We start from the raw sequence: 19178 nt of genomic DNA on the forward strand, positions 1-19178 counted from the left end.
ATGTGCGGCGTGGGCAGCGCAGTCGGCGTGGGCGAAGTAGGCGACGTGAGCGACGTAGTCATCGGCGGTTCGCTTTCGTCTCTAGGCGCGCGCGATCGTCTGCGTGCGGCGAATCTTCTGCTGCAGCTGAATGATCCCGTAGAGAAGCGCCTCGGCCGTCGGCGGGCAGCCGGGCACGTAGACGTCCACGGGCACGATGCGGTCGCAGCCACGCACGACGGAGTAGCTGTAGTGGTAGTAGCCGCCGCCATTGGCGCACGAGCCCATCGAGAGCACCCAGCGCGGCTCGGCCATCTGGTCGTACACCTTGCGCAGCGCGGGCGCCATCTTGTTGCACAGCGTGCCGGCCACGATCATGAGGTCGCTTTGCCGCGGGCTCGGGCGAAAGAGCATGCCGAAGCGGTCGATGTCGTAGCGCGCGGCACCCGCGTGCATCATCTCCACCGCGCAGCATGCGAGGCCGAAGGTCATCGGCCAGAGCGAGCCGGTCTTGGCCCAGTTCACGACCGTGTCCACGGTCGTGGCGACGACACCCTTTTCGAGAATGCCTTGGTTCATGGCGTCACTTTCCGCGGGCGCGTCCGGGATCACTCCCAGTCGAGCGCGCCCTTCTTCCACTCGTAAACGAAACCGACCACCAGGATGGCCAGGAAGATCATCATCGACCAGAAGCCGATCGCGCCGATTTCCTTGAGCGCCACGGCCCACGGGAAGAGGAAGGCGATTTCCAGGTCGAACAGGATGAAGAGGATGGCCACGAGGTAGTAACGCACGTCGAACTTCATGCGCGCGTCCTCGAACGCTTCGAAGCCGCATTCGTACGGAGAGTTCTTCGCGGCGCCGGGCTTCTGAAAGCCCATGAATTTCGCCGCGGCCCAGCCGATCGCCTGCGGCGCCACGCCGATGCCCATGCCGACGAGGATGAACAGGAGGACAGGCAGGTACTGGTCGAGGTTCATCTTCGAGGCTGAGTCCGCGCTCGCCCGCCGGTGCTTGAGCGACCGGCCGGGCTCTTTCGTGTTGGTGCCGTCGGCGAGACTCGAACTCGCACAGCTTTCGCCACTACCCCCTCAAGATAGCGTGTCTACCAATTCCACCACGACGGCATTCTTTTTCATCGCGCCCGGACGAGCATGAGGTTTGCGCCTTCCGGACAACCGCTAAGTGTACTCGCAAATGAAGTCGATGCCGCCGGGGACGAGGAGGTCTTGCCCCCGATCAACACCCCCGACGGCAAGGAGAACCGAAGGGGCATCTCACCGCCGAAAATGCACTCCCCCCGCGAACATCTAGCGGGTCGGAATCTGGGCGGCGCCCGACGCCGGCACCGCGGGTGCGGGTGCGGCTGCGGGTGCCGGTGCGGCAGGCGCCACTGCCGCGGCCGGAGCGCTCGTGCCGGGAATCTGCCCTGCGGCGTTGGCACTGGATGCGGCAGCCGCCGCGGGGGCCGGCACCGCGGCGCGCTCGAGCACGCTGTTGCCGGTATCGGCGGGCCGCAGGTGGCCGAAGTAGGCGAGCGCGAGCGTGCACGCGAAGAAGATCGCGGCGAGGATCGCCGTCGTGCGCGACAGGAAGTTCGCGCTGCCGCTCGCACCGAAGAGGCTGCCCGATGCGCCGCTGCCGAAGGCCGCGCCCATGTCCGCGCCCTTGCCGTGCTGCAGCAGGATGAGGCCGATCATGCCCAGCGCCGTGAGCATCTGCACGGCGAGGATGACGGTCAGCATGACATTCATTTGCGTTTCACTCCGTTGTCGTTGTGCTCTCAGCCCGCCGCGCGGCCGGCCGAAGCGATGATCTGCAGGAAGTCGGCGGCCTTCAGCGACGCGCCGCCGACGAGCCCGCCGTCGATGTCGCCCTGGGCCAGGAGCCCCGCGGCATTGGCGGCATTCATGCTGCCGCCGTAGAGGATGTGCACGCGCTCGGCGTGCGCGGTGGCGGCGGCGAGTTGCCTGCGCAGGAGCGCATGCACTTCCTGCGCCTGCTCGGGCGTTGCCGTGCGGCCCGTGCCGATCGCCCAGACGGGCTCGTACGCCACGCAGATTTCGCTGATGCAGTGGCCGTTCACGTGGATCACCGCGGCCATCTGGCGCTTCACCGTTTCTTCGGTCCGGCCCGCCTCGCGCTCTTCGAGCGTTTCGCCCACGCACACGATCGGCGTGATCCCGTGCGCGAGCGCGATCTTCGCCTTCTGGGCGACGACGGCATCCGTCTCGCCGTGATACTGGCGCCGCTCCGAATGGCCGACGATGCAGAAGCGAACGCCGAATTCGCGCAGCATCGCCGCGCTCACTTCGCCCGTGAAAGCGCCTTGCTCGTGACACGAAACGTCCTGCGCGCCGAGTTCGAGCGGCGAGCCCGACTGCAGCGCCCGCACCTGCGCGAGATAAGGCGCCGGCACGCAGACCGCCACGGTCGCGAATGCGTCCGCGCCCTGCGCTCCCATGCCCGCCAGCACCGCGCGCACGAGGGCGTCGTTCGCCTCGAGGCTCGCGTTCATCTTCCAGTTGCCGGCGATCAGGTTTTTCTTCATGGGCGGCTTACCACGTGAGGACGATCTTGCCGATGTGACGGTTCGATTCCATCAGCGCGTGTGCCTGCGCGGCATCCGCCGCGGGAAAGGTCGCGTGGATGATGGGCTTGATCGCGCCGTTTTCAAGCAGCGGCCAGACCTTGTGCTGCAGCGACGCCGCGATCGCGGCCTTGAACGCGGTGGAACGCGGACGCAGCGTCGAGCCCGTGATCGTGAGGCGCTTGCGCAGCACGAGCCCGGTGTTCACTTCGCTTTTCGTGCCGCCTTGCACCGCGATGATCGCGATGCGGCCGTCGTCGGCCATGCAGGACACCTCGCGGCTCACGTAGGCACCCGCGACCATGTCCAGCACCACGTTCACGCCCTTGCCGCCGGTGGCCTTGTTCGCCTCTTCCGCGAAATCCTGCGTCTTGTAATTGATCGCATGGTCCGCGCCGATTTTCAGGCAGGCTTCGCACTTCTCGTCGCTGCCCGCCGTGGCGATCACCTTCGCGCCGAGCGCCTTGGCCATCTGGATCGCCGTGACGCCGATGCCGCTCGTGCCGCCTTGCACGAGCAGCCACTCGCCCGGCTGCAGTTGCACGCGGTCGAAGACGTTGCTCCACACCGTGAAGAACGTTTCCGGCAGCGACGCGGCTTCGACGTCGTTCAGGCCCTTGGGGACCGGCAGGCACTGGCCCACGGGCGCCACGCAGAGTTCGGCGTAGCCCCCGCCCGCGACGAGCGCACAGACGCGGTCGCCCTTCTGGAAGCCGGCTTCCACCAATGCGGCCGCGTCACCGTCGACGATCTCGCCGGCGACTTCGAGGCCGGGGATGTCGGACGCGCCCGGCGGCACCGGATAGTTGCCCGTGCGCTGCAGGACGTCGGGGCGGTTGACCCCGCTCGCGCTCACGCGAATGAGGAGTTCGCCCGCGCCCGCCTTCGGATCGGGGCGCTCGCCCAGGCGCAGGACTTCGGGCGCGCCGTATTGGGTGATTTCGACAGCTTTCATGGATGCCTCCTGTCATTCCCGCGCAGGCGGGAATCCAGAGTCTTTCGACCGAAGACGCTGGATCCCCGCCTTCGCGGGGATGACGACTTACCCCTGCTGCTCCGTGTCGCCGGTGGCCGCGTCCTGCTGCTGCTGGCCGGCCGGCGTCTCCGTCTCGACGGGCTGGGGCTGGGGTTGCTGCTGCGGGCTCGGACGCTGGTCGCGGGCTTCGCGCGGTTCACGCTGCTCGCGAGGTTCACGCTGCTCACGCGCTTCGCGCGGCGGCGCTTCCGTAAGCGCCTTCATCGACAGCTTCACGCGGCCCTTGTCGTCGGTTTCCAGCACCTTCACGCGCACGATCTGCCCCTCGGACAGGTAGTCGGTGACCTTCTCCACGCGCTGGTGCGCGATCTGGCTGATATGCAGCAGCCCGTCCTTGCCGGGCAGCAGGTTCACGAGCGCGCCGAAGTCGAGGATCTTCGTGACCGGGCCCTCGTAGACCTTGCCCACTTCCACCTCGGCCGTGATCTGCTCGATGCGCTTCTTCGCCTCTTCGGCCTTCACCGAGTCGGTCGAGGCGATGGTGATCGTGCCGTCTTCCGCGATGTCGATCTGCGTGCCGGTCTCCTCGGTGAGCGCGCGGATCACCGCGCCGCCCTTGCCGATCACGTCGCGAATCTTCTCGGGGTTGATCTTCATCGTGTACAGGCGCGGCGCCCAGTCGCTCACATCCGACTTCGCGGAGCCGAGCGCATCCTGCATCTTGCCGAGGATGTGCATGCGCGCTTCCTTCGCCTGCGCGAGCGCGACCTGCATGATCTCCTTCGTGATCCCCTGGATCTTGATGTCCATCTGCAGCGCCGTCACGCCGTTGGCCGTGCCGGCCACCTTGAAGTCCATGTCGCCCAGGTGGTCCTCGTCGCCGAGGATGTCGGTGAGCACGGCGAAGCGGTTGCCCTCCTTGATGAGGCCCATCGCCACGCCCGCCACGTGCGCCTTCATCGGCACGCCCGCGTCCATGAGCGACAGGCAGCCCCCGCAGACGGACGCCATCGAGGACGAGCCGTTCGACTCGGTGATTTCCGACACCACGCGCATCACGTAGGGGAACTCTTCCTTCGACGGCAGGCAAGGGATGAGCGCGCGCTTGGCAAGCCGCCCGTGGCCCACTTCGCGCCGCTTGGTGGACCCCATGCGGCCCGTCTCGCCGGTCGCGAACGGGGGCATGTTGTAGTGAAAGAGGAAGCGGTCGTGAAACTCGCCGGCGAGCGCGTCGATGCGCTGGGCGTCCTGCTCGGTGCCGAGCGTCGTCACCACGAGCGCCTGCGTCTCGCCGCGCGTGAAGAGCGCCGAGCCGTGCGTGCGCGGCAGCACGCCGGTGCGGATCTCGATCGGGCGCACGGTGCGCGTGTCGCGGCCGTCGATGCGCGGCTCGCCGTTGAGAATCTGCCCGCGCACCACACGCGCTTCGATGTCGAAGAGGAGGTTGTCGACCTTGATCGGGTCGAACTCGACGCCCTGCTCCTTCAGCGCCGCATGCACGCCGGCATTGGCATCGCGCAGCGCCTGCGTGCGCGCCTGCTTGGAGCGGATCTGGTAGGCCGCGCGCAGCTTCTCTTCGCCAAGTTCGGTGACCTTCGCGATGAAGGCTTCATCCTTCGCGGGCGCCTGCCAGTCCCACACGGGCTTGCCGGCTTCGCGCACGAGTTCGTGGATCGCGTTGATCGCGATCCTGCCCTGTTCGTGGCCGAACACCACCGCGCCCAGCATCACTTCCTCGGTGAGCTGCAGCGCTTCCGATTCCACCATCAGCACCGCGGCTTCCGTGCCCGCGACGACGAGGTCGAGGTCGGACATCTTGCGCGCCGTCGGGCCCGGATTCAGCACGTATTCGCCGTTCACGTAGCCCACGCGCGCCGCGCCGATCGGGCCGTTGAACGGAAGGCCGGAGATCGCGAGCGCGGCCGACACGCCGATCATCGCGGGGATGTCGGCATCGACTTCCGGGTTCAGCGACACCGTGTGGATCACCACGTGGACTTCGTTGTAGAAGCCTTCGGGGAAGAGCGGGCGGATCGGGCGGTCGATGAGGCGGGAGGTGAGCGTCTCGTATTCGCTCGGCTTGGCCTCGCGCTTGAAGAAGCTGCCGGGAATCTTGCCCGCGGCGTACGTCTTCTCGATGTAGTCGACGGTAAGGGGAAAGAAGTCCTGGCCAGGCTTGGACGTCTTGGAGCCGACGACCGTCGCGAGGATGACGGTGTCATCGACGTTCACCAGCACGGCGCCGGAGGCCTGGCGCGCGATTTCGCCGGTTTCCAGCGTGACGGTGTGGTTGCCCCACTGGAAGCTCTTGGTGACCTTGTTGAAGATGCTCATGTTGTATGGCTCTCTGGGTTGGAGATCGGTTGAAGTGCCGGAGCCGAACACGATGCCATTCCAGGAAAGCCCGCCCGGCGACCGGAGGGCTTTCTTGGAATGACACAGCGCGTATTCGTGACCGGCCTCGTGAAAGTCGAAAGCGCCTGAGCTAGCGTGGAACCAACTCAGGCGCCTTCATGGTTTTTGCGCTTGCGCCTACTTGCGCAGGCCCAGCTTGCCGATCAGAGCCGTGTAGCGTTCGGCGTCCTTGTCCTTCAGGTACGCGAGCAGGCTCTTGCGGCGGTTCACCAGGCGCAGCAGGCCGCGGCGGCCGTGGTGGTCCTTGGCGTGCGTCTTGAAGTGCGGGGTGAGTTCGTTGATGCGCGCGGTGAGCAGCGCGACCTGGACTTCGGGGCTGCCGGTGTCGTTCTGCCCACGCGAGTGGGCGGCCACGATCTCGGCCTTGTTGAGGGCGGTCATTGGTTCTTCCTTGGGTGACTTGCGCTGTCGCGGGAATTCGCTGGCCCAGCGTGCGATCCGCAGGATGCGGAACCTGGGGATTATAGCCGGGGCCGCGCGACTTCGCCTCTTGCGCTCACCGCGCGAGCTCCCCTTGCCCCGCGAGCCACGCGGCCAGCCGATCCACTCCCTCACGAAGCCGCGCCACGTCCTTCGACGCGAAGCACCATCTGAACCACCCCTGCGCCTCCCGCGCGAAGGCATCGCCCGGCGCAAGGCCGAGCCCGGCTTCGGCCACCAGCCGCTTCGCCACCGCCAGCGAATCGTCGCAGCCGCTCAGCTTGAAGAACGCGTACATGCCGCCGCGGGCGGGCTGCACTTCGACGCCCGGCAGCGGCTGCAGCAGCGGCACCAGCGTGTCACGGCAGAGCTTCAGGTGGCTCACCACTTGCGGCGTCACGTCTTCGGTGCGCTCGATGGCGACCTGCGCCGCGCGCTGCGTGAACACGCTCGCGCACGACGTGTTGAACTCGATCAGCTTGCCCATGGGACGCGTCATCGCATGCGGCATGACGAGCCATCCCAGCCGCCACCCCGTCATGAGAAAGCTCTTGGAGAAGCTGTGGACGACGACGAGCCTGTCCTCGGCCGTCGCCAGGTCGAGAAACGAGGGCGCGCAGCGGTTCGGCGTTTCCTCGTAGTAGAGCCGCTCGTACACCTCGTCCGCGAGGATCCACGTGCCCGTCGCCCGGCAGTGGTCGAGGATCGCGCGCTGTTCCTCGCGCGCGAGCGTCCAGCCCGTCGGATTGTTCGGCGCGTTCACGATCAGGACGCGCGTCCGGGGCGTGACCGCATCCAGCAATTCCTGCAGGTCGAGCCGCCACGCGCCCTGCCGCGGCCGCAGCGACACGCGCCGCACGTTCGCGCCCAGGATCGCGGGCTGGGCCGTGAGGTTGGGCCACACCGGGGTCACCGCCACGACCTCGTCGCCAGCGTCCACTAGCGCCTGCACCGCGAGCATGAGAGCGTTCACGCCGCCCGAAGTGATGGCGATGCGCTGCGGGTCCACGCCGCCATGCAGCTTCGCCGTGTATGCCGCCACCGCTTCGCGCAGCTCGGGCAGCCCCAGGTTGTGCGTGTAGAAGGTTTCGCCGCGCCTCAGCGACTCGATGGCGGCCTCGCGGATGAATTCCGCAGTTTGCTCGTCGCTTTCGCCGAACCAGAAGGCCAGGACGTCGCCCCGTCCCATGCCGGCATTGGCGACTTCACGGATCTTCGACTCTTCGAGGTTCTGGATGGCGGTGCGCATGGCCTCAGTTTGAGGCAGGACGCACCATCCTGCACGTGTGGGGCATTTCCGCCTCGGACGCGCTCACCACCTTCACCACGCGAAAACCGTAGCCGGAGCCTTCGACGTCGAACTTCACCCCCGGCGTGCCTTGCCGGTCCATCACGCCCACCATGAGCTGCTGCTGGAACTGGTGGTCCGCCGCGCGCATGGCACCGGACTGCCCGGCCAGCGTGACCCTCGCGTGCTCGAGCGCCTGCGCGACTTCGACGGCGTCGGTCGATCCGGCCACTTCGATCGCCTGCGCGAGCGCTTCGATCATGAGCTGCATGCGCATGTGCACGTAGTCGTCGGCGGGATTGGGAAAGCGCTTGCGAAACGACTGGTAAAACGCCTCGCTCGCCGCACCCGGCGCGTTGGGCAGCCAGTCGGCGACGGCGATCACCTTGCCGATGCCGGCGTCGCCGATGGCCGCGGGAGCGCCCAGCGCGTTGCCGTAGAAGGTGTAGAACTTGCCGTCGTAGCCGGCGTCGCGCGCGGCCTTCACGAGCAGCGTGAGGTCGTTGCCCCAGTTGCCCGTGATCACCGCCTGCGCGCCGCTCGCCTTGATCTTCGCGGCGTACGGCAGGAAGTCCTTGATGCGTCCGACCGGGTGCAGTTCCTCGCCGGCGATGCGCACGTCGGGCCGCTGCAAGGCGAGCTGGCGCTTCGCCTCCCGCAGCACCACCTGGCCGAAGCTGTAGTCCTGCCCGATCAGATAGGCGCTTTTCACCGACTTGTCGTTCTTCAGCAACTGCATGAGTGCCGTCACGCGCATGTCGGAATGGGCATCGAAGCGAAAGTGCCAGAAGCTGCACTTCTCATTGGTGAGGCTCGGATCGACGGCCGCGTAATTGAGGAAGACGACGCGTTTGCCGGGCTCGCGCTCGTTGTGCTTTTCGATCGCTTCGACGAGCGCCGACGCCGCCGCCGAAGAATTGCCCTGCACCACGAAGCGCGCCCCGTCGTCGATGGCGGAGCGCAGCGCGGCCACCGACTCCTCGGCCTGATTCTTGTTGTCGTAGCGTACGAGCTGCAGTGCGCGCGCGCCCTCGCGCGTCTTCACGCCGCCGCGCGCGTTCACGCGCTCCACGGCCCACAGCAGGTTGCGAAAGGCGGCCTCGCCCGTGTTGGCGAACGGCCCCGAAAGGCCTTCGATCATCGCCACCTTGATCGGCGGCAACGCTGTCTGCGAGAACGCGAAAGCGGGCGCAAATAGCGCCAGCATCAGCGATTTCAATACCCACCTGCGCGCGAAATTCATCTCTCGATCTTCCTTGAAAAAAGACACCCGGCGCCCAACTGCCGTGCATGCGGCGATCACGTTCGAAAGCCGCGCAGTGTAAGGGACGTGCCGGTACGAATCCGTGCCGCGAATCCGTGCCGAGTCCGCCGCCCAATTTTTGCCAACAAAGGAGCAACCCATGTCGATGTTCTTCGCCCCCGCCCTTCGCAGCCGTTCCTACAGCCCCGCCCTGCGCGGCTTCGACCGCGGCTTCGAACGCTTCCTGAACGATGCGTTCTTCACGCCCGCGTACTCGAGCGTGAAATTCACCCAGGACGATGCGGCCTACACCGCCACGCTCGACCTGCCCGGTGTGGCGCGCGATGAGCTCGTCGTGAACATCGAAGGCGCCGTCGTGAGCATCGAGACCGCGGCCGCCGCCAAGCGCCAGTTCAAGGGCTCGTACGAACTGCCCGAGGAAATCGATGCCGAGTCGGCGACCGCCAAGCTCGAAAACGGCGTGCTCGTGCTCGTGCTGCCGAAGGCGAAGCCGGTCTCGAAGGCTCGCAAGATCGAAGTCAGGTAAGGGCTGCATTCCCGCGCGGATATCCGTATGGAGCGGATATCCGCGCGTATGTTCCGCGGCGCGGGTTTCCTGAGCAGGATCGGGGCAGGAGGAATACCCGATGCCACAGCCCCCTTCAGGCACTTCGCCCCTGTCGACCCACGCGATCCCGTCGGATGAGTTCGACGTCCGGTTTCATGATGGCCGCTCCACCGCGGCGCTGTCGCAACGGCGGGCGTCGCTGCGCACCACGCTGACCGCGGGGCTTGCGGCCTTCGGGCTGCTCGGCCGGTGTGACGCCGCGCCGTCCGCCTCCCGGCGCAATCCCGCGCAGGCATACCAGGAGACTCTCGCCGCGCTGCCCGCCCGCTTCGTCCTCATGCCGGAGCACCACGAGGCGCCGCACAACATCGCGGTGCTTGGCCTCTCCGTTGAAGCGCTGAGTGGACGGGTCACTGTCTATCGCGAAGCGAACGTGGCCTACCCCGTGCCAACCCTGCGCCGGAGAGAAGCGGATTGCGAGCCGGTGACCCTTGCGTCCGACCGGGCATCGTGCGCCGAATTCGTCGCAGAACAGGTGCGGCCCCGTGACGCCCAGGCACGGCCTCGCCTGGAAGCTGCGCTCGCAAGGCAGGACACCACGTCGAGATTCGCGGTGTTCACCGACCCCGGGATCTTCGACATCGACCGGGCGCTGGACGAACCCCAGGACCAGGACCGGGTGGTGATTTCCGTGGGGTTCCTGCATGCCACCGGTATCTTGCGACCGAACGGCATCGCGGAAGACCTGTGCACGGGATTCGCGACTTACCAGCCTGCCAACCTGAAGATCGGCCCGGCGGGAGAGCAGGCGATGTTCGACGCGTTTCGGCGGCTGGAGGACGAAGACCTGATCGTCGTGATATCCGGTGAGATGTGGGGCGCGATCTCGGAGACCGTTCGCAAAGAACTCGGCCACGATTGGCCCGCGCGAGCCAGGTGCCATGACTATCTTCGGCGGCAGAACTGCCTCGTCGCCGAGATCAGGGTCTCGGACGACCTCAACGTCACCGTGGCGGTGCGCAGGTCGGACGACACCAGCCCGGACTCCGCCGAATCCAGATTGCGCGCATCGGCCAGGAAACATCCAGGTGCGGTGCGCCTCGTGAACGACGAACCGCCAGCCACGACACGACCGCGCCGTCACGCCGAACTGCGCTGAGATCGTCGCTGTCTCGCCCGACCCGGCTCACACGTCGTTCAGGCTCCACCGCGGCTTCACGTCGAAAGCGTACGTCTCGCCGGGCGCTTCCACGCCCGCCTGGATTCGCATCGCGGCGGCCATCGCGATCATGGCGCCGTTGTCCGTGCAAAGGGCAGGTTCCGGGTAGTGCACCCGCACGTCGCGCTTTTCGCACGCCACGTTCAGCTGCTGCCTGAGCAGCCGGTTCGCTCCCACGCCGCCCGCGACGACGAGCCGCTCGAGGCCCGTCTGCTTCAACGCGGAGAGCGCCTTGCGCACGAGCACCTCGACGATGGCGGCCTGCGTGGATGCGGCCAGATCGGCGCGGCGCGCATCCAGATCGGGCCCGAGCCGCTTCGCCTGAGTGAGCACAGCCGTTTTCAGTCCGGCGAAAGAAAAGTCGAGCCCGCTGCCATGCATGAGCGGCCTCGGCAACTTGAAGGCCTGCGGATTGCCGTGCCGCGCGAGCTCCGCGAGCGCCGGCCCCCCCGGGTAGCCCAGGCCCAGCAGTTTCGCGCTCTTGTCGAACGCTTCTCCCGCCGCATCGTCGATGGTCTCGCCGAGGATGCGGTAGCGGCCGACGCCCTGCACGTTCATGAGCTGGGTGTGGCCGCCGGAGACGAGCAGCGCGACGAAGGGAAATCGCGGCGGATCGCGGCTCAGGAACGGCGACAGCAGATGCCCTTCGAGGTGGTGCACGCCCAGCACCGGCTTGCGCAGCGCGGCGGCCATCGCGACCGCGATCCCGGCGCCCACGAGCAGCGCCCCCGCGAGCCCCGGGCCGCGCGTGTAGGCGATGACGTCCACATCGGCGAGCGTGCTGCGGGCATTCGACAGCACCTGTTCGGCCAGAGGAAGCACCCGGCGGATGTGATCGCGGCTCGCGAGTTCGGGCACCACGCCCCCGTAGGCCTGGTGCATGTCGGCCTGGCTGTGCAGGGCCTGCGCGCGCAGCAGCGGCAAGCCCTCTTCGGCGGCGTCGACCAGCGCGACGCCGGTCTCGTCGCAGGATGACTCGATGCCCAGCACTCTCATGCGTCCGAGTGTAAGTGCGCGGCACGGTTGTTGCTGCCGGTTGGCCCGAATGAAGTCCGGATTGAATTTCCTGGTGGCCGCGAGGCAGTGCGAGATCGTCGAGCTCGAACGCCTTGCGCGCACGTGCGAGCTCGCGGGTCGCATCGGCCGCCTCGTCCATGCGCTGCAGCGGGAACGCGGCGTGTCGAGCCTCTATCTCGGCTCGCAAGGCGAACGCTCGGGCGACCAGCTCGCTCGGCAGCGCCTCGCGAGCGACGCGCGGCAGCAAGAAGTGCTCGCATGGTTCGACGGCCTGGAGACCGAAGCCGGCCGCATGCCCAACGGGGCGCGGCTCTTCGCGCGCATCGCAGTCGCGATTCAGGGCTTGCAGATGCTGCCCGCGACGCGCCTGCGCATCGACCGGCTTCAGCCCGGGACGGCCGAGGCCACCGCGGCCTATTCGCGACTCATCGCGCAGTTGCTCGCCGCGGTCTTCGAAGCGGCCGACAACGCGGGCGACCCGGAGATCTCCCGCGCGCTCGTGGCCATGTTCAGCTTCATGCAAGGCAAGGAATTCGCGGGCCAGGAGCGCGCGTTCGGCAGCGCGGTGTTCGCATCGGGCCGCGTGGAGGCGTCCACGCGCCATGACTGGCAGCACCTCATCGACCTGCAGCACGGGTCCTTGCAGGTGTTCCTCGATTTCTGCGACCCGGGCGTGCTCGCGATCGAGCATGCGAGCCACGACGCCGAGCTCGCCGGCGAGATCGAGCGGCTGCGCCGCGTCGGATGGGCCCCGCCGACACCTCACGAAGCCGGCGCCATGCTCGGGCAGACCTGGTATGAGGCCTGCACCCGCCGGCTCGATGCGATGCGCACCGTCGAGGACGCGCTCGCCGCGAACCTGCGGCGCGTGTGCGAAAGGCGCATGGCGCAGGCCCGCGAGGAACTGCGCGACCAGCAGGCGCTCCTTGCCGAACTGGACCGCCGGCAAAGCGAAGCCCCGCCCAACGCACCGCCTTCGCATTACGGCCCCAATCTCGAGCGTTCGATCGTCACGATGGTGCAGGACCAGTCCAGAAGGCTGCAGGCGATGAGCGACGAGCTCGACGCGGTGAAGAGCACCTTGAACGAGCGCAAGCTCGTCGAGCGTGCAAAGGGCCTTCTCATGGCGCACCGCCAGCTCACCGAGGAGGAAGCCCACAAGATGCTGCGCACGACGGCGATGAACCAGAACCGGCGTCTCGTGGACGTGGCCGAGGCGATCCTCACCACGGCGGACGTGCTGCCCGGCCGCACGCGCTGAACCGCGCTTCGTCGCGCACGCAAGGCGTGCGCCGGCGCTCTTTCGTCATCGCTGGCACGCCTCGTGCTTGCCTGCAAGGCAAGGCCCGAGCCAAAGGCGGCACGGGCCCACGGGCCGCCCGTTTCGGCGACCCCGAATGGACAACGGCGTCCATCCCTCGTCTCGCGCTCGCGAGGCGGCGGATGGACGCCTTTTTTTTCTTGACCTTCGCTTGGAGAGGAACCGCACGATGAACCGCAACGCATCTTCGATCACGAGGGCGCCCTCGCGCCGCACGGTGCTGCAAGGCGCAGGCATGCTGGCTGCGGCCGGCGTGGCCGGCCTCCTGCCCGTGAGGCATGCCCGCGCGCAGGCCGCGGCGCCCGAAACCCGCGCGGCCAAGCTCGGCTTCATCGCGCTCACCGACGCCGCGCCGCTCTTCGTGGCCGACGAGAAGGGCTTTTTCAAGAAGCACGGCATGACGGAAGTCGAGGTGCAGAAGCAGTCGTCCTGGGGCGCCACGCGCGACAACATCGTGCTCGGCTCGAAGGCGGGCGGCATCGACGGCGCGCACATCCTCACGCCGATGCCCTATCTCATCACCACCGGGGCCGTGACCGCCAACAACGTGCAGGTGCCCATCAACATCCTCGCGCGGCTCAACCTGGGCGGCCAGGGCATCTCGGTGGCCCGGGAATATCAGGAGCTGAAGGTGGGCGTGGATGCGAAGGCGTTCGGCCACGCGCTGCTTGCCAAGCGCGTGAAGACGGGCAAGCCCGTGAACGCGGCGATGACGTTTCCCGGCGGCACGCACGACCTCTGGATCCGCTACTGGATGGCGGCCAACGCCGTCGATCCCAACCGCGACATCACCACCATCGTCGTGCCGCCGGCGCAGATGGTCGCCAACATGAAGGTGGGCAGCATGGACACCTTCTGCGTGTGCGAGCCGTGGAACCTGCAGCTCATTCACCAGAAGATCGGCTACACGGCGCTCACGACGAGCGAGCTCTGGATGAACCACCCGGAGAAGGCCTTCGCACTGCGCGCGGACTATGTGCAGGCGAATCCCAACGCGACGAAGGCTCTCCTGAAGGCGGTGATGGAAGCGCAGATGTGGTGCGAGGACGCGAAGAATCGCGCCGAGGTGGCCGAAATCTGCTCGCGCCGCCGCTGGATCAACGCACCCGTCGAAGACATCGTCGATCGCATCAAGGGCGACTTCGACTACGGCAGCGGCCGCGTGGAACACAACAGCAGATTCCAGATGCGCTACTGGAAGGACCAGGCGAGCTACCCCTTCCAGAGCCACGACCTCTGGTTCCTCACCGAGAACATCCGCTGGGGCTACCTGCCCCCCGGCCTCGACACGAAGTCGCTCATCGCGAAGGTGAATCGCGAGGACATCTGGCGGCAGTGCGCGAAAGAGCTCGGCGTGGACGCGAAGGACATTCCCGCCTCCACGTCCCGCGGCGTCGAGAAGTTCTTCGACGGCAAGGTCTTCGATCCGGCCAATCCGAGGAAGTACCTCGAAAGCCTCTCGATCAAGTACATCAAGTCGGCCTGAGGAGAAAAGCGCCATGACGACCGCTGAAATTGTCGAGGCCCTGCCGCTCGCGGCCACCCGGCCGCCGGGCGCACTGCGCATCGCGCTCGCTGCCACGCTGCGGGTGTTCGTCGAGCGCGTGCTGCCGCCGCTCGTCATCATCGGCGTGCTGCTCATCCTCTGGCAGATCGCGGGCTCCCGGCCCGGCGCCGCGCTGCCCGCGCCTTCGAAGGTCGTGCAGGACTGCTGGGAGCTGATCGCGCATCCCTTCTACGACCACGGCGGCAACGACGTCGGCATTGCGTGGCAGCTCGCCGCGAGCCTGAAGCGCGTGGCCTGGGGCTACTCGCTCGCCGTCGTCGCGGGCGTGAGCCTGGGTGTGCTCGTGGGCCAGTCCACCTGGGCGCTGCGCGGGCTCGACCCGCTCTTCCAGATCCTGCGCACGGTGCCGCCGCTCGCGTGGCTGCCGATTTCGCTCGCCGCCTTCCGCGACGGCCACCCGTCGGCGATCTTCGTCATCTTCATCACGTCGATCTGGCCGATCATCATCAACACGTCCATCGGCATCCGCAACATCCCGCAGGACTACCGCAACGTCGCGAAGGTGATCCGCCTCTCGGGGCTCGAGTACTTCGGCAAGATCATGCTGCCGGCCGCGGCGCCCTTCATCTTCTCGGGGCTGCGCATCGGGGTCGGCCTCTCGTGGCTCGCGATCATCGCGGCCGAGATGCTGATCGGCGGCGTGGGCATCGGCTTTTTCATCTGGGACGCGTGGAACAGCTCGCGCATCAGCGACATCATCCTCGCGCTCGTCTACGTCGGCCTCGTCGGCTTCGCGCTCGACCGCGTCGTCGCATTCGTCGGCCGCAAGGTCACCCGCGGCACCGCCGCGAGCTGAAAGGGATTCGCCATGACGAAGAGCTACCTCACCCTCTCGTGCATCGACATGACCTTCGGCCAGGGCGCGAGCGCGAATCCGGTGCTCAAGGGCATCGATCTGGCCGTCGCGCAAGGCGAATTCATCACGCTCATCGGGCATTCCGGCTGCGGCAAGTCCACCGTGCTCAACATCGTCGCGGGGCTCCTGAAGGCGAGCGCGGGCGGCGTGATCCTCGACGGACGCGAGGTCGACCAGCCCGGGCCCGATCGCGCCGTCGTGTTCCAGAACCACTCGCTCCTGCCCTGGCTCACCGTCTACCAGAACGTGGAGATCGCGGTCGGCAAGATCTTCCGCGACACGAAGACGGCCGCCGAGCGGCGCGACTGGGTGCTGCGCAATCTCGAGATGGTGCACATGGAGCATGCGCTTCATCGGCTGCCCTCGGAGATTTCGGGCGGCATGAAGCAGCGCGTGGGCATCGCGCGGGCGCTCGCGATGCAGCCGAAGGTGCTGCTGCTGGACGAGCCGTTCGGCGCGCTCGACGCGCTCACGCGCGCGCACCTGCAAGACGAGGTGATCCGCATCCAGGCCGCGCTCGGCAACACCGTCCTCATGATCACGCACGACGTGGACGAGGCCGTGCTGCTGTCCGATCGCGTGGTGATGATGACCAACGGCCCCGCGGCGACCGTCGGCCAGATCATGCAGGTGGACCTGCCGCGTCCGCGCGACCGCATCGCGCTCGCCGAGGACAAGACCTACAACCACTGCCGACAGGAAATCCTCTCCTTCCTCTACGAGAAGCAGCGCAAGGTGGAGTCCATCGCCCGCGGCGCGAAAGCCGCAGGCGTCGCGAAGGCGGCCGCCGCATGAAGAAGTCACGCCTGGTGATGGTGGGCAACGGCATGGCCGGCGTGCGCACGCTCGAGGAGCTGCTGAAGATCGCGCCCGGGCTGTACGACGTGGCCGTGTTCGGCGCCGAGCCGCATCCGAACTACAACCGCATCCTGCTGTCGCCCGTGCTCGCGGGCGAGCAGACGCTCGACGAGATCGTGCTGAACTCATGGGACTGGTACCGCGACAACGGCATCGCGCTGCATGCGGGAAAGAAGGTGATCGAAGTCGACCGGGTGCGGCGCATCGTGCGCGCCGAGGACGGCACCGAGGAGGAATACGACCGCCTGCTGCTCGCCACGGGCTCCAATCCGTTCGTCCTGCCGGTGCCCGGCCGGGACCTGCAAGGCGTGATCGCCTACCGCGACATCGCGGACACGCACGCGATGATCGAAGCGGCCCGCGAATACAGCAAGGCGGTCGTGATCGGCGGCGGCCTGCTCGGACTCGAAGCCGCCAACGGCCTCAAGTCGCGCGGCATGGACGTGACCGTGGTGCACGTGATGCCTTGGCTCATGGAACGCCAGCTCGACGACGTGGCGGGCCGGCTGCTGCAGAAGTCGCTGGAAGACCGGGGCATCCGCTTCATGATCGGCGCGCAGACGCAAGAGCTCGCGGGCGGCGAGGACGGCCGCGTGAAGGCCGTGCGGTTCAGGGACGGCAGCGCGATCGACGCGGACCTCGTCGTCATGGCCGTCGGCATCCGGCCCAACACGGAACTCGCCGAGCGCATGCGCCTGCACTGCAACCGCGGCATCGTCGTGAACGACACGATGCAGACGGTGACCGACGCGCGCATCTATGGCGTGGGCGAATGCGTGAGTCATCGCGGCGTCGCATACGGCCTCGTCGCGCCGCTTTTCGAGCAGGCGAAGGTGGCGGCGAATCATCTTGCGCGGTTTGGCATCGGCCGCTACGGCGGCTCCCTCACGTCGACCAAGCTGAAGGTGACCGGCATCGACCTTTTTTCCGCCGGCGAGTTCATGGGCGGCGAAGGCACCGAGCAGATCGTCATGTCCGATCCGTTCGGCGGCGTCTACAAGAAGCTCGTGATCAGGAACGACAGGCTCGTGGGCGCATGCCTCTACGGCGACACGGTCGACGCGAGCTGGTACTTCAGGCTGCTGCGCGAAGGCCGCAGCATCGCGGACATCCGCGACAAGCTGATGTTCGGCGAATCGAACATCGGAGATGCGGGCCACGAAGGGCGCAGCCAGGCCGCCGCGATGGCCGATGCCGACGAGGTGTGCGGCTGCAACGGCGTGAGCAAGGGTGCCATCTGCAAGGCGATCAAGGAGAAGGGCCTCTTCACGCTGGACGATGTGCGCAGGCACACGAAGGCCAGCGCTTCGTGCGGCTCCTGCACGGGGCTCGTGGAGCAGATCATCATGTTCACGGCCGGCGGCGACTACTCGGCCGCACCGAAGAAGAAGGCGCTGTGCGGCTGCACGGACCACAGCCACCAGGAAGTGCGCGACGCGATCCGCGCGAACCGGCTGCTCACGGTCGGCGAGGCGATGGCGTTCATGGCGTGGCGCACGCCCGACGGCTGCGCAACCTGCCGGCCGGCGATCAACTACTACCTGATCTCGACGTGGCCGAAGGAAGCGGTGGACGATCCGCAGTCGCGCTTCATCAACGAGCGCAGCCACGCGAACATCCAGAAGGACGGCACGTATTCGGTGGTGCCGCGCATGTGGGGCGGCGAGACCACGGCGGCGGAATTGCGCCGCATCGCGGACGTCGTCGACAAGTACGGCATCCCGACGGTGAAGGTGACGGGCGGGCAGCGCATCGATCTCCTCGGGGTGAAGAAGGAGGACCTGCAGGCCGTCTGGCGCGACATCGGCATGCCTTCCGGCCACGCGTACGCGAAGGCGCTGCGCACGGTGAAGACCTGCGTCGGCAGCGAGTGGTGCCGCTTCGGCACGCAGGACTCCACGCGGATGGGCAAGGACCTGGAGCGCGCGCTCTGGCGCATGTATGCGCCGCACAAGGTGAAGCTCGCGGTATCCGGCTGTCCGCGCAACTGCGCCGAAGCCGGCATCAAGGACGTGGGCGTGATCGGCGTCGACTCGGGCTGGGAAATCCACGTCGCGGGCAACGGCGGCATCAAGACCGAAGTGGCGCAGTTCCTCGTGAAGGTGAAGACGTCCGAGGAGGTGCTCGAGTACGCGGGCGCCTTCCTGCAGCTCTATCGCGAAGAAGGCTGGTACCTCGAACGCACGGTGCACTTTGTCTCGCGCGTCGGGCTCGACTATGTGAAGAGGAAGATCGTGGAGGATGCCGCGGGACGCGAGGCACTGTGGGAGCGCCTTCGCTTCGCGCTCGACGGCGAGCCCGATCCCTGGTTCGAGTTGGACAAGGCGGGTGTCGACGTGAAGCAGTTCGCGAGCATCGAGGTGGCCGGGGCATGAACATGGGGGAATGGAAGCTCGTCTGCCGCGTGGCGGACATCCCCGTGCTGGGCGCACGCCGCATCGGCCGGCCGCAGGGGATGGATGTCGCGGTGTTCCGCAACGCCGAGGGCGGGGTCTTCGCCCTGCTCGACCGCTGCCCGCACAAGGGCGGGCCGCTCTCGCAGGGCATCGTGTTCGGCACGAGCGTGGCCTGCCCGCTGCACAACTGGACTGTCGGCCTCGATGACGGTTGCGCGCGGCAGCCGGACGAAGGCCGCACGCCGAAGTTCCGGGTGAAGGTGGAGGACGGCGCGGTGTATCTCGACGCGGTGGAACTCGCGAGCCTGGGGATCGATGCGGCGAAGCCGGTCGCGGGGCCCGAACGCTGTTCGCGGCCCGCTTCCACCCCCAGCTCCGTCGTCCCTTCGAATGCGCGGACCCAGGGCGTCCCGGACACCGAGGAACGCTCTGGATTCCCGCCCTCGCGGGAATGACGGCGCGAGG

General features: G+C 67.4%; 18 protein-coding genes and 1 tRNA gene. 8 read left to right on the top strand and 11 right to left on the bottom strand.

What is annotated here, in order from left to right; translation table 11 throughout:
* Positions 1 to 81: 81 nt before the first annotated feature.
* The 10 genes from VHA82_RS03875 to VHA82_RS03920 form a co-directional block, all read right to left on the bottom strand.
* Positions 82 to 558: an NADH-quinone oxidoreductase subunit B family protein gene (locus tag VHA82_RS03875; RefSeq protein WP_325540453.1), complete on the bottom strand. Its 477-nt coding sequence runs from the start codon at positions 556 to 558 to the stop codon at positions 82 to 84.
* Between the two features lie 29 nt (positions 559 to 587).
* Positions 588 to 959 (bottom strand): NADH-quinone oxidoreductase subunit A, encoded by a 372-nt coding sequence (locus VHA82_RS03880; RefSeq protein ID WP_325540455.1) that lies wholly within the window; start codon positions 957 to 959, stop codon positions 588 to 590.
* A gap of 62 nt (positions 960 to 1021) precedes the next feature.
* Positions 1022 to 1106 (bottom strand) — tRNA-Leu (locus VHA82_RS03885).
* A 183-nt stretch (positions 1107 to 1289) separates the two neighbouring features.
* A complete protein-coding gene (secG, locus tag VHA82_RS03890; RefSeq protein ID WP_325540457.1) occupies positions 1290 to 1733 on the bottom strand; it encodes a preprotein translocase subunit SecG in 444 nt (147 codons plus the stop codon).
* 29 nt (positions 1734 to 1762) lie between these two features.
* The gene (gene tpiA, locus VHA82_RS03895; protein WP_325540459.1) at positions 1763 to 2530 is read right to left on the bottom strand and encodes a triose-phosphate isomerase; all 768 of its coding nucleotides are present in this window, start codon (positions 2528 to 2530) and stop codon (positions 1763 to 1765) included.
* Between the two features lie 7 nt (positions 2531 to 2537).
* Complete coding sequence (locus VHA82_RS03900; RefSeq protein WP_325540462.1) at positions 2538 to 3524, bottom strand: NAD(P)H-quinone oxidoreductase; 987 nt, start codon at positions 3522 to 3524, stop codon at positions 2538 to 2540.
* Between the two features lie 87 nt (positions 3525 to 3611).
* Positions 3612 to 5879 carry a polyribonucleotide nucleotidyltransferase gene (gene pnp, locus VHA82_RS03905; RefSeq protein ID WP_325540464.1) on the bottom strand — a complete coding sequence of 756 codons (2268 nt, stop codon included), beginning with the start codon at positions 5877 to 5879 and terminating at the stop codon, positions 3612 to 3614.
* Between the two features lie 198 nt (positions 5880 to 6077).
* Positions 6078 to 6341, bottom strand: a complete 264-nt coding sequence (rpsO, locus tag VHA82_RS03910) for a 30S ribosomal protein S15 (protein ID WP_325540466.1) — start codon at positions 6339 to 6341, stop codon at positions 6078 to 6080.
* Between the two features lie 115 nt (positions 6342 to 6456).
* Positions 6457 to 7629 carry a pyridoxal phosphate-dependent aminotransferase gene (locus tag VHA82_RS03915; RefSeq protein ID WP_325540468.1) on the bottom strand — a complete coding sequence of 391 codons (1173 nt, stop codon included), beginning with the start codon at positions 7627 to 7629 and terminating at the stop codon, positions 6457 to 6459.
* Positions 7630 to 7633: 4 nt separating this feature from the next.
* Positions 7634 to 8911 carry a branched-chain amino acid ABC transporter substrate-binding protein gene (locus VHA82_RS03920; protein WP_414708619.1) on the bottom strand — a complete coding sequence of 426 codons (1278 nt, stop codon included), beginning with the start codon at positions 8909 to 8911 and terminating at the stop codon, positions 7634 to 7636.
* Between the two features lie 160 nt (positions 8912 to 9071).
* On the opposite strand from VHA82_RS03920, the gene VHA82_RS03925 reads away from it, so the two are divergent.
* On the top strand, positions 9072 to 9458 hold the full coding sequence (locus VHA82_RS03925; protein WP_325540470.1) for an Hsp20/alpha crystallin family protein: 387 nt from the start codon (positions 9072 to 9074) through the stop codon (positions 9456 to 9458).
* A 100-nt stretch (positions 9459 to 9558) separates the two neighbouring features.
* Positions 9559 to 10638: a hypothetical protein gene (locus VHA82_RS03930; RefSeq protein WP_325540471.1), complete on the top strand. Its 1080-nt coding sequence runs from the start codon at positions 9559 to 9561 to the stop codon at positions 10636 to 10638.
* A 27-nt stretch (positions 10639 to 10665) separates the two neighbouring features.
* On the opposite strand, the gene tsaD is transcribed toward VHA82_RS03930, so the two are convergent.
* A complete protein-coding gene (gene tsaD, locus VHA82_RS03935) occupies positions 10666 to 11694 on the bottom strand; it encodes a tRNA (adenosine(37)-N6)-threonylcarbamoyltransferase complex transferase subunit TsaD (RefSeq protein WP_325540473.1) in 1029 nt (342 codons plus the stop codon).
* 49 nt (positions 11695 to 11743) lie between these two features.
* Between tsaD and VHA82_RS03940 the strand changes: the two genes are divergently transcribed.
* The 6 genes from VHA82_RS03940 to nirD all read left to right on the top strand — a co-directional run bounded on the left by VHA82_RS03940 (position 11744) and on the right by nirD (position 19168).
* Positions 11744 to 12976 (top strand): nitrate- and nitrite sensing domain-containing protein, encoded by a 1233-nt coding sequence (locus tag VHA82_RS03940; RefSeq protein WP_325540475.1) that lies wholly within the window; start codon positions 11744 to 11746, stop codon positions 12974 to 12976.
* Positions 12977 to 13205: 229 nt separating this feature from the next.
* Entirely contained in the window at positions 13206 to 14522 is a 1317-nt protein-coding gene (locus VHA82_RS03945; protein WP_325540477.1) for a CmpA/NrtA family ABC transporter substrate-binding protein, read from the top strand.
* A 13-nt stretch (positions 14523 to 14535) separates the two neighbouring features.
* Entirely contained in the window at positions 14536 to 15399 is an 864-nt protein-coding gene (ntrB, locus tag VHA82_RS03950; protein ID WP_325540479.1) for a nitrate ABC transporter permease, read from the top strand.
* 12 nt (positions 15400 to 15411) lie between these two features.
* Positions 15412 to 16254: an ABC transporter ATP-binding protein gene (locus VHA82_RS03955; protein WP_414708620.1), complete on the top strand. Its 843-nt coding sequence runs from the start codon at positions 15412 to 15414 to the stop codon at positions 16252 to 16254.
* Positions 16251 to 18692: a nitrite reductase large subunit NirB gene (nirB, locus tag VHA82_RS03960; RefSeq protein ID WP_325540481.1), complete on the top strand. Its 2442-nt coding sequence runs from the start codon at positions 16251 to 16253 to the stop codon at positions 18690 to 18692. Before VHA82_RS03955 ends, nirB begins: the two co-directional genes overlap by 4 nt.
* 2 nt (positions 18693 to 18694) lie before the next feature.
* Positions 18695 to 19168 (top strand): nitrite reductase small subunit NirD, encoded by a 474-nt coding sequence (nirD, locus tag VHA82_RS03965; protein ID WP_325540565.1) that lies wholly within the window; start codon positions 18695 to 18697, stop codon positions 19166 to 19168.
* Positions 19169 to 19178 lie beyond the last annotated feature (10 nt).

Source organism: Ramlibacter sp. (genome assembly GCF_035548915.1).
Lineage (GTDB): Bacteria > Pseudomonadota > Gammaproteobacteria > Burkholderiales > Burkholderiaceae_C > Ramlibacter.

What these genes read in the sequence shown, in the direction of transcription:
- nirB (WP_325540481.1), top strand. Translation starts at nt 16,251, where the DNA reads ATGAAGAAGTCACGCCTGGTGATGGTGGGCAACGGCATGGCCGGCGTG.
- secG (WP_325540457.1), bottom strand. Translation starts at nt 1,733, where the DNA reads ATGAATGTCATGCTGACCGTCATCCTCGCCGTGCAGATGCTCACGGCG.
- VHA82_RS03925 (WP_325540470.1), top strand. Translation starts at nt 9,072, where the DNA reads ATGTCGATGTTCTTCGCCCCCGCCCTTCGCAGCCGTTCCTACAGCCCC.
- VHA82_RS03945 (WP_325540477.1), top strand. Translation starts at nt 13,206, where the DNA reads ATGAACCGCAACGCATCTTCGATCACGAGGGCGCCCTCGCGCCGCACG.
- VHA82_RS03900 (WP_325540462.1), bottom strand. Translation starts at nt 3,524, where the DNA reads ATGAAAGCTGTCGAAATCACCCAATACGGCGCGCCCGAAGTCCTGCGC.
- VHA82_RS03915 (WP_325540468.1), bottom strand. Translation starts at nt 7,629, where the DNA reads ATGCGCACCGCCATCCAGAACCTCGAAGAGTCGAAGATCCGTGAAGTC.
- tsaD (WP_325540473.1), bottom strand. Translation starts at nt 11,694, where the DNA reads ATGAGAGTGCTGGGCATCGAGTCATCCTGCGACGAGACCGGCGTCGCG.
- VHA82_RS03955 (WP_414708620.1), top strand. Translation starts at nt 15,412, where the DNA reads ATGACGAAGAGCTACCTCACCCTCTCGTGCATCGACATGACCTTCGGC.
- VHA82_RS03930 (WP_325540471.1), top strand. Translation starts at nt 9,559, where the DNA reads ATGCCACAGCCCCCTTCAGGCACTTCGCCCCTGTCGACCCACGCGATC.
- nirD (WP_325540565.1), top strand. Translation starts at nt 18,695, where the DNA reads ATGGGGGAATGGAAGCTCGTCTGCCGCGTGGCGGACATCCCCGTGCTG.
- VHA82_RS03875 (WP_325540453.1), bottom strand. Translation starts at nt 558, where the DNA reads ATGAACCAAGGCATTCTCGAAAAGGGTGTCGTCGCCACGACCGTGGAC.
- pnp (WP_325540464.1), bottom strand. Translation starts at nt 5,879, where the DNA reads ATGAGCATCTTCAACAAGGTCACCAAGAGCTTCCAGTGGGGCAACCAC.
- VHA82_RS03920 (WP_414708619.1), bottom strand. Translation starts at nt 8,911, where the DNA reads ATGAATTTCGCGCGCAGGTGGGTATTGAAATCGCTGATGCTGGCGCTA.
- tpiA (WP_325540459.1), bottom strand. Translation starts at nt 2,530, where the DNA reads ATGAAGAAAAACCTGATCGCCGGCAACTGGAAGATGAACGCGAGCCTC.
- ntrB (WP_325540479.1), top strand. Translation starts at nt 14,536, where the DNA reads ATGACGACCGCTGAAATTGTCGAGGCCCTGCCGCTCGCGGCCACCCGG.
- rpsO (WP_325540466.1), bottom strand. Translation starts at nt 6,341, where the DNA reads ATGACCGCCCTCAACAAGGCCGAGATCGTGGCCGCCCACTCGCGTGGG.
- VHA82_RS03880 (WP_325540455.1), bottom strand. Translation starts at nt 959, where the DNA reads ATGAACCTCGACCAGTACCTGCCTGTCCTCCTGTTCATCCTCGTCGGC.
- VHA82_RS03940 (WP_325540475.1), top strand. Translation starts at nt 11,744, where the DNA reads ATGAAGTCCGGATTGAATTTCCTGGTGGCCGCGAGGCAGTGCGAGATC.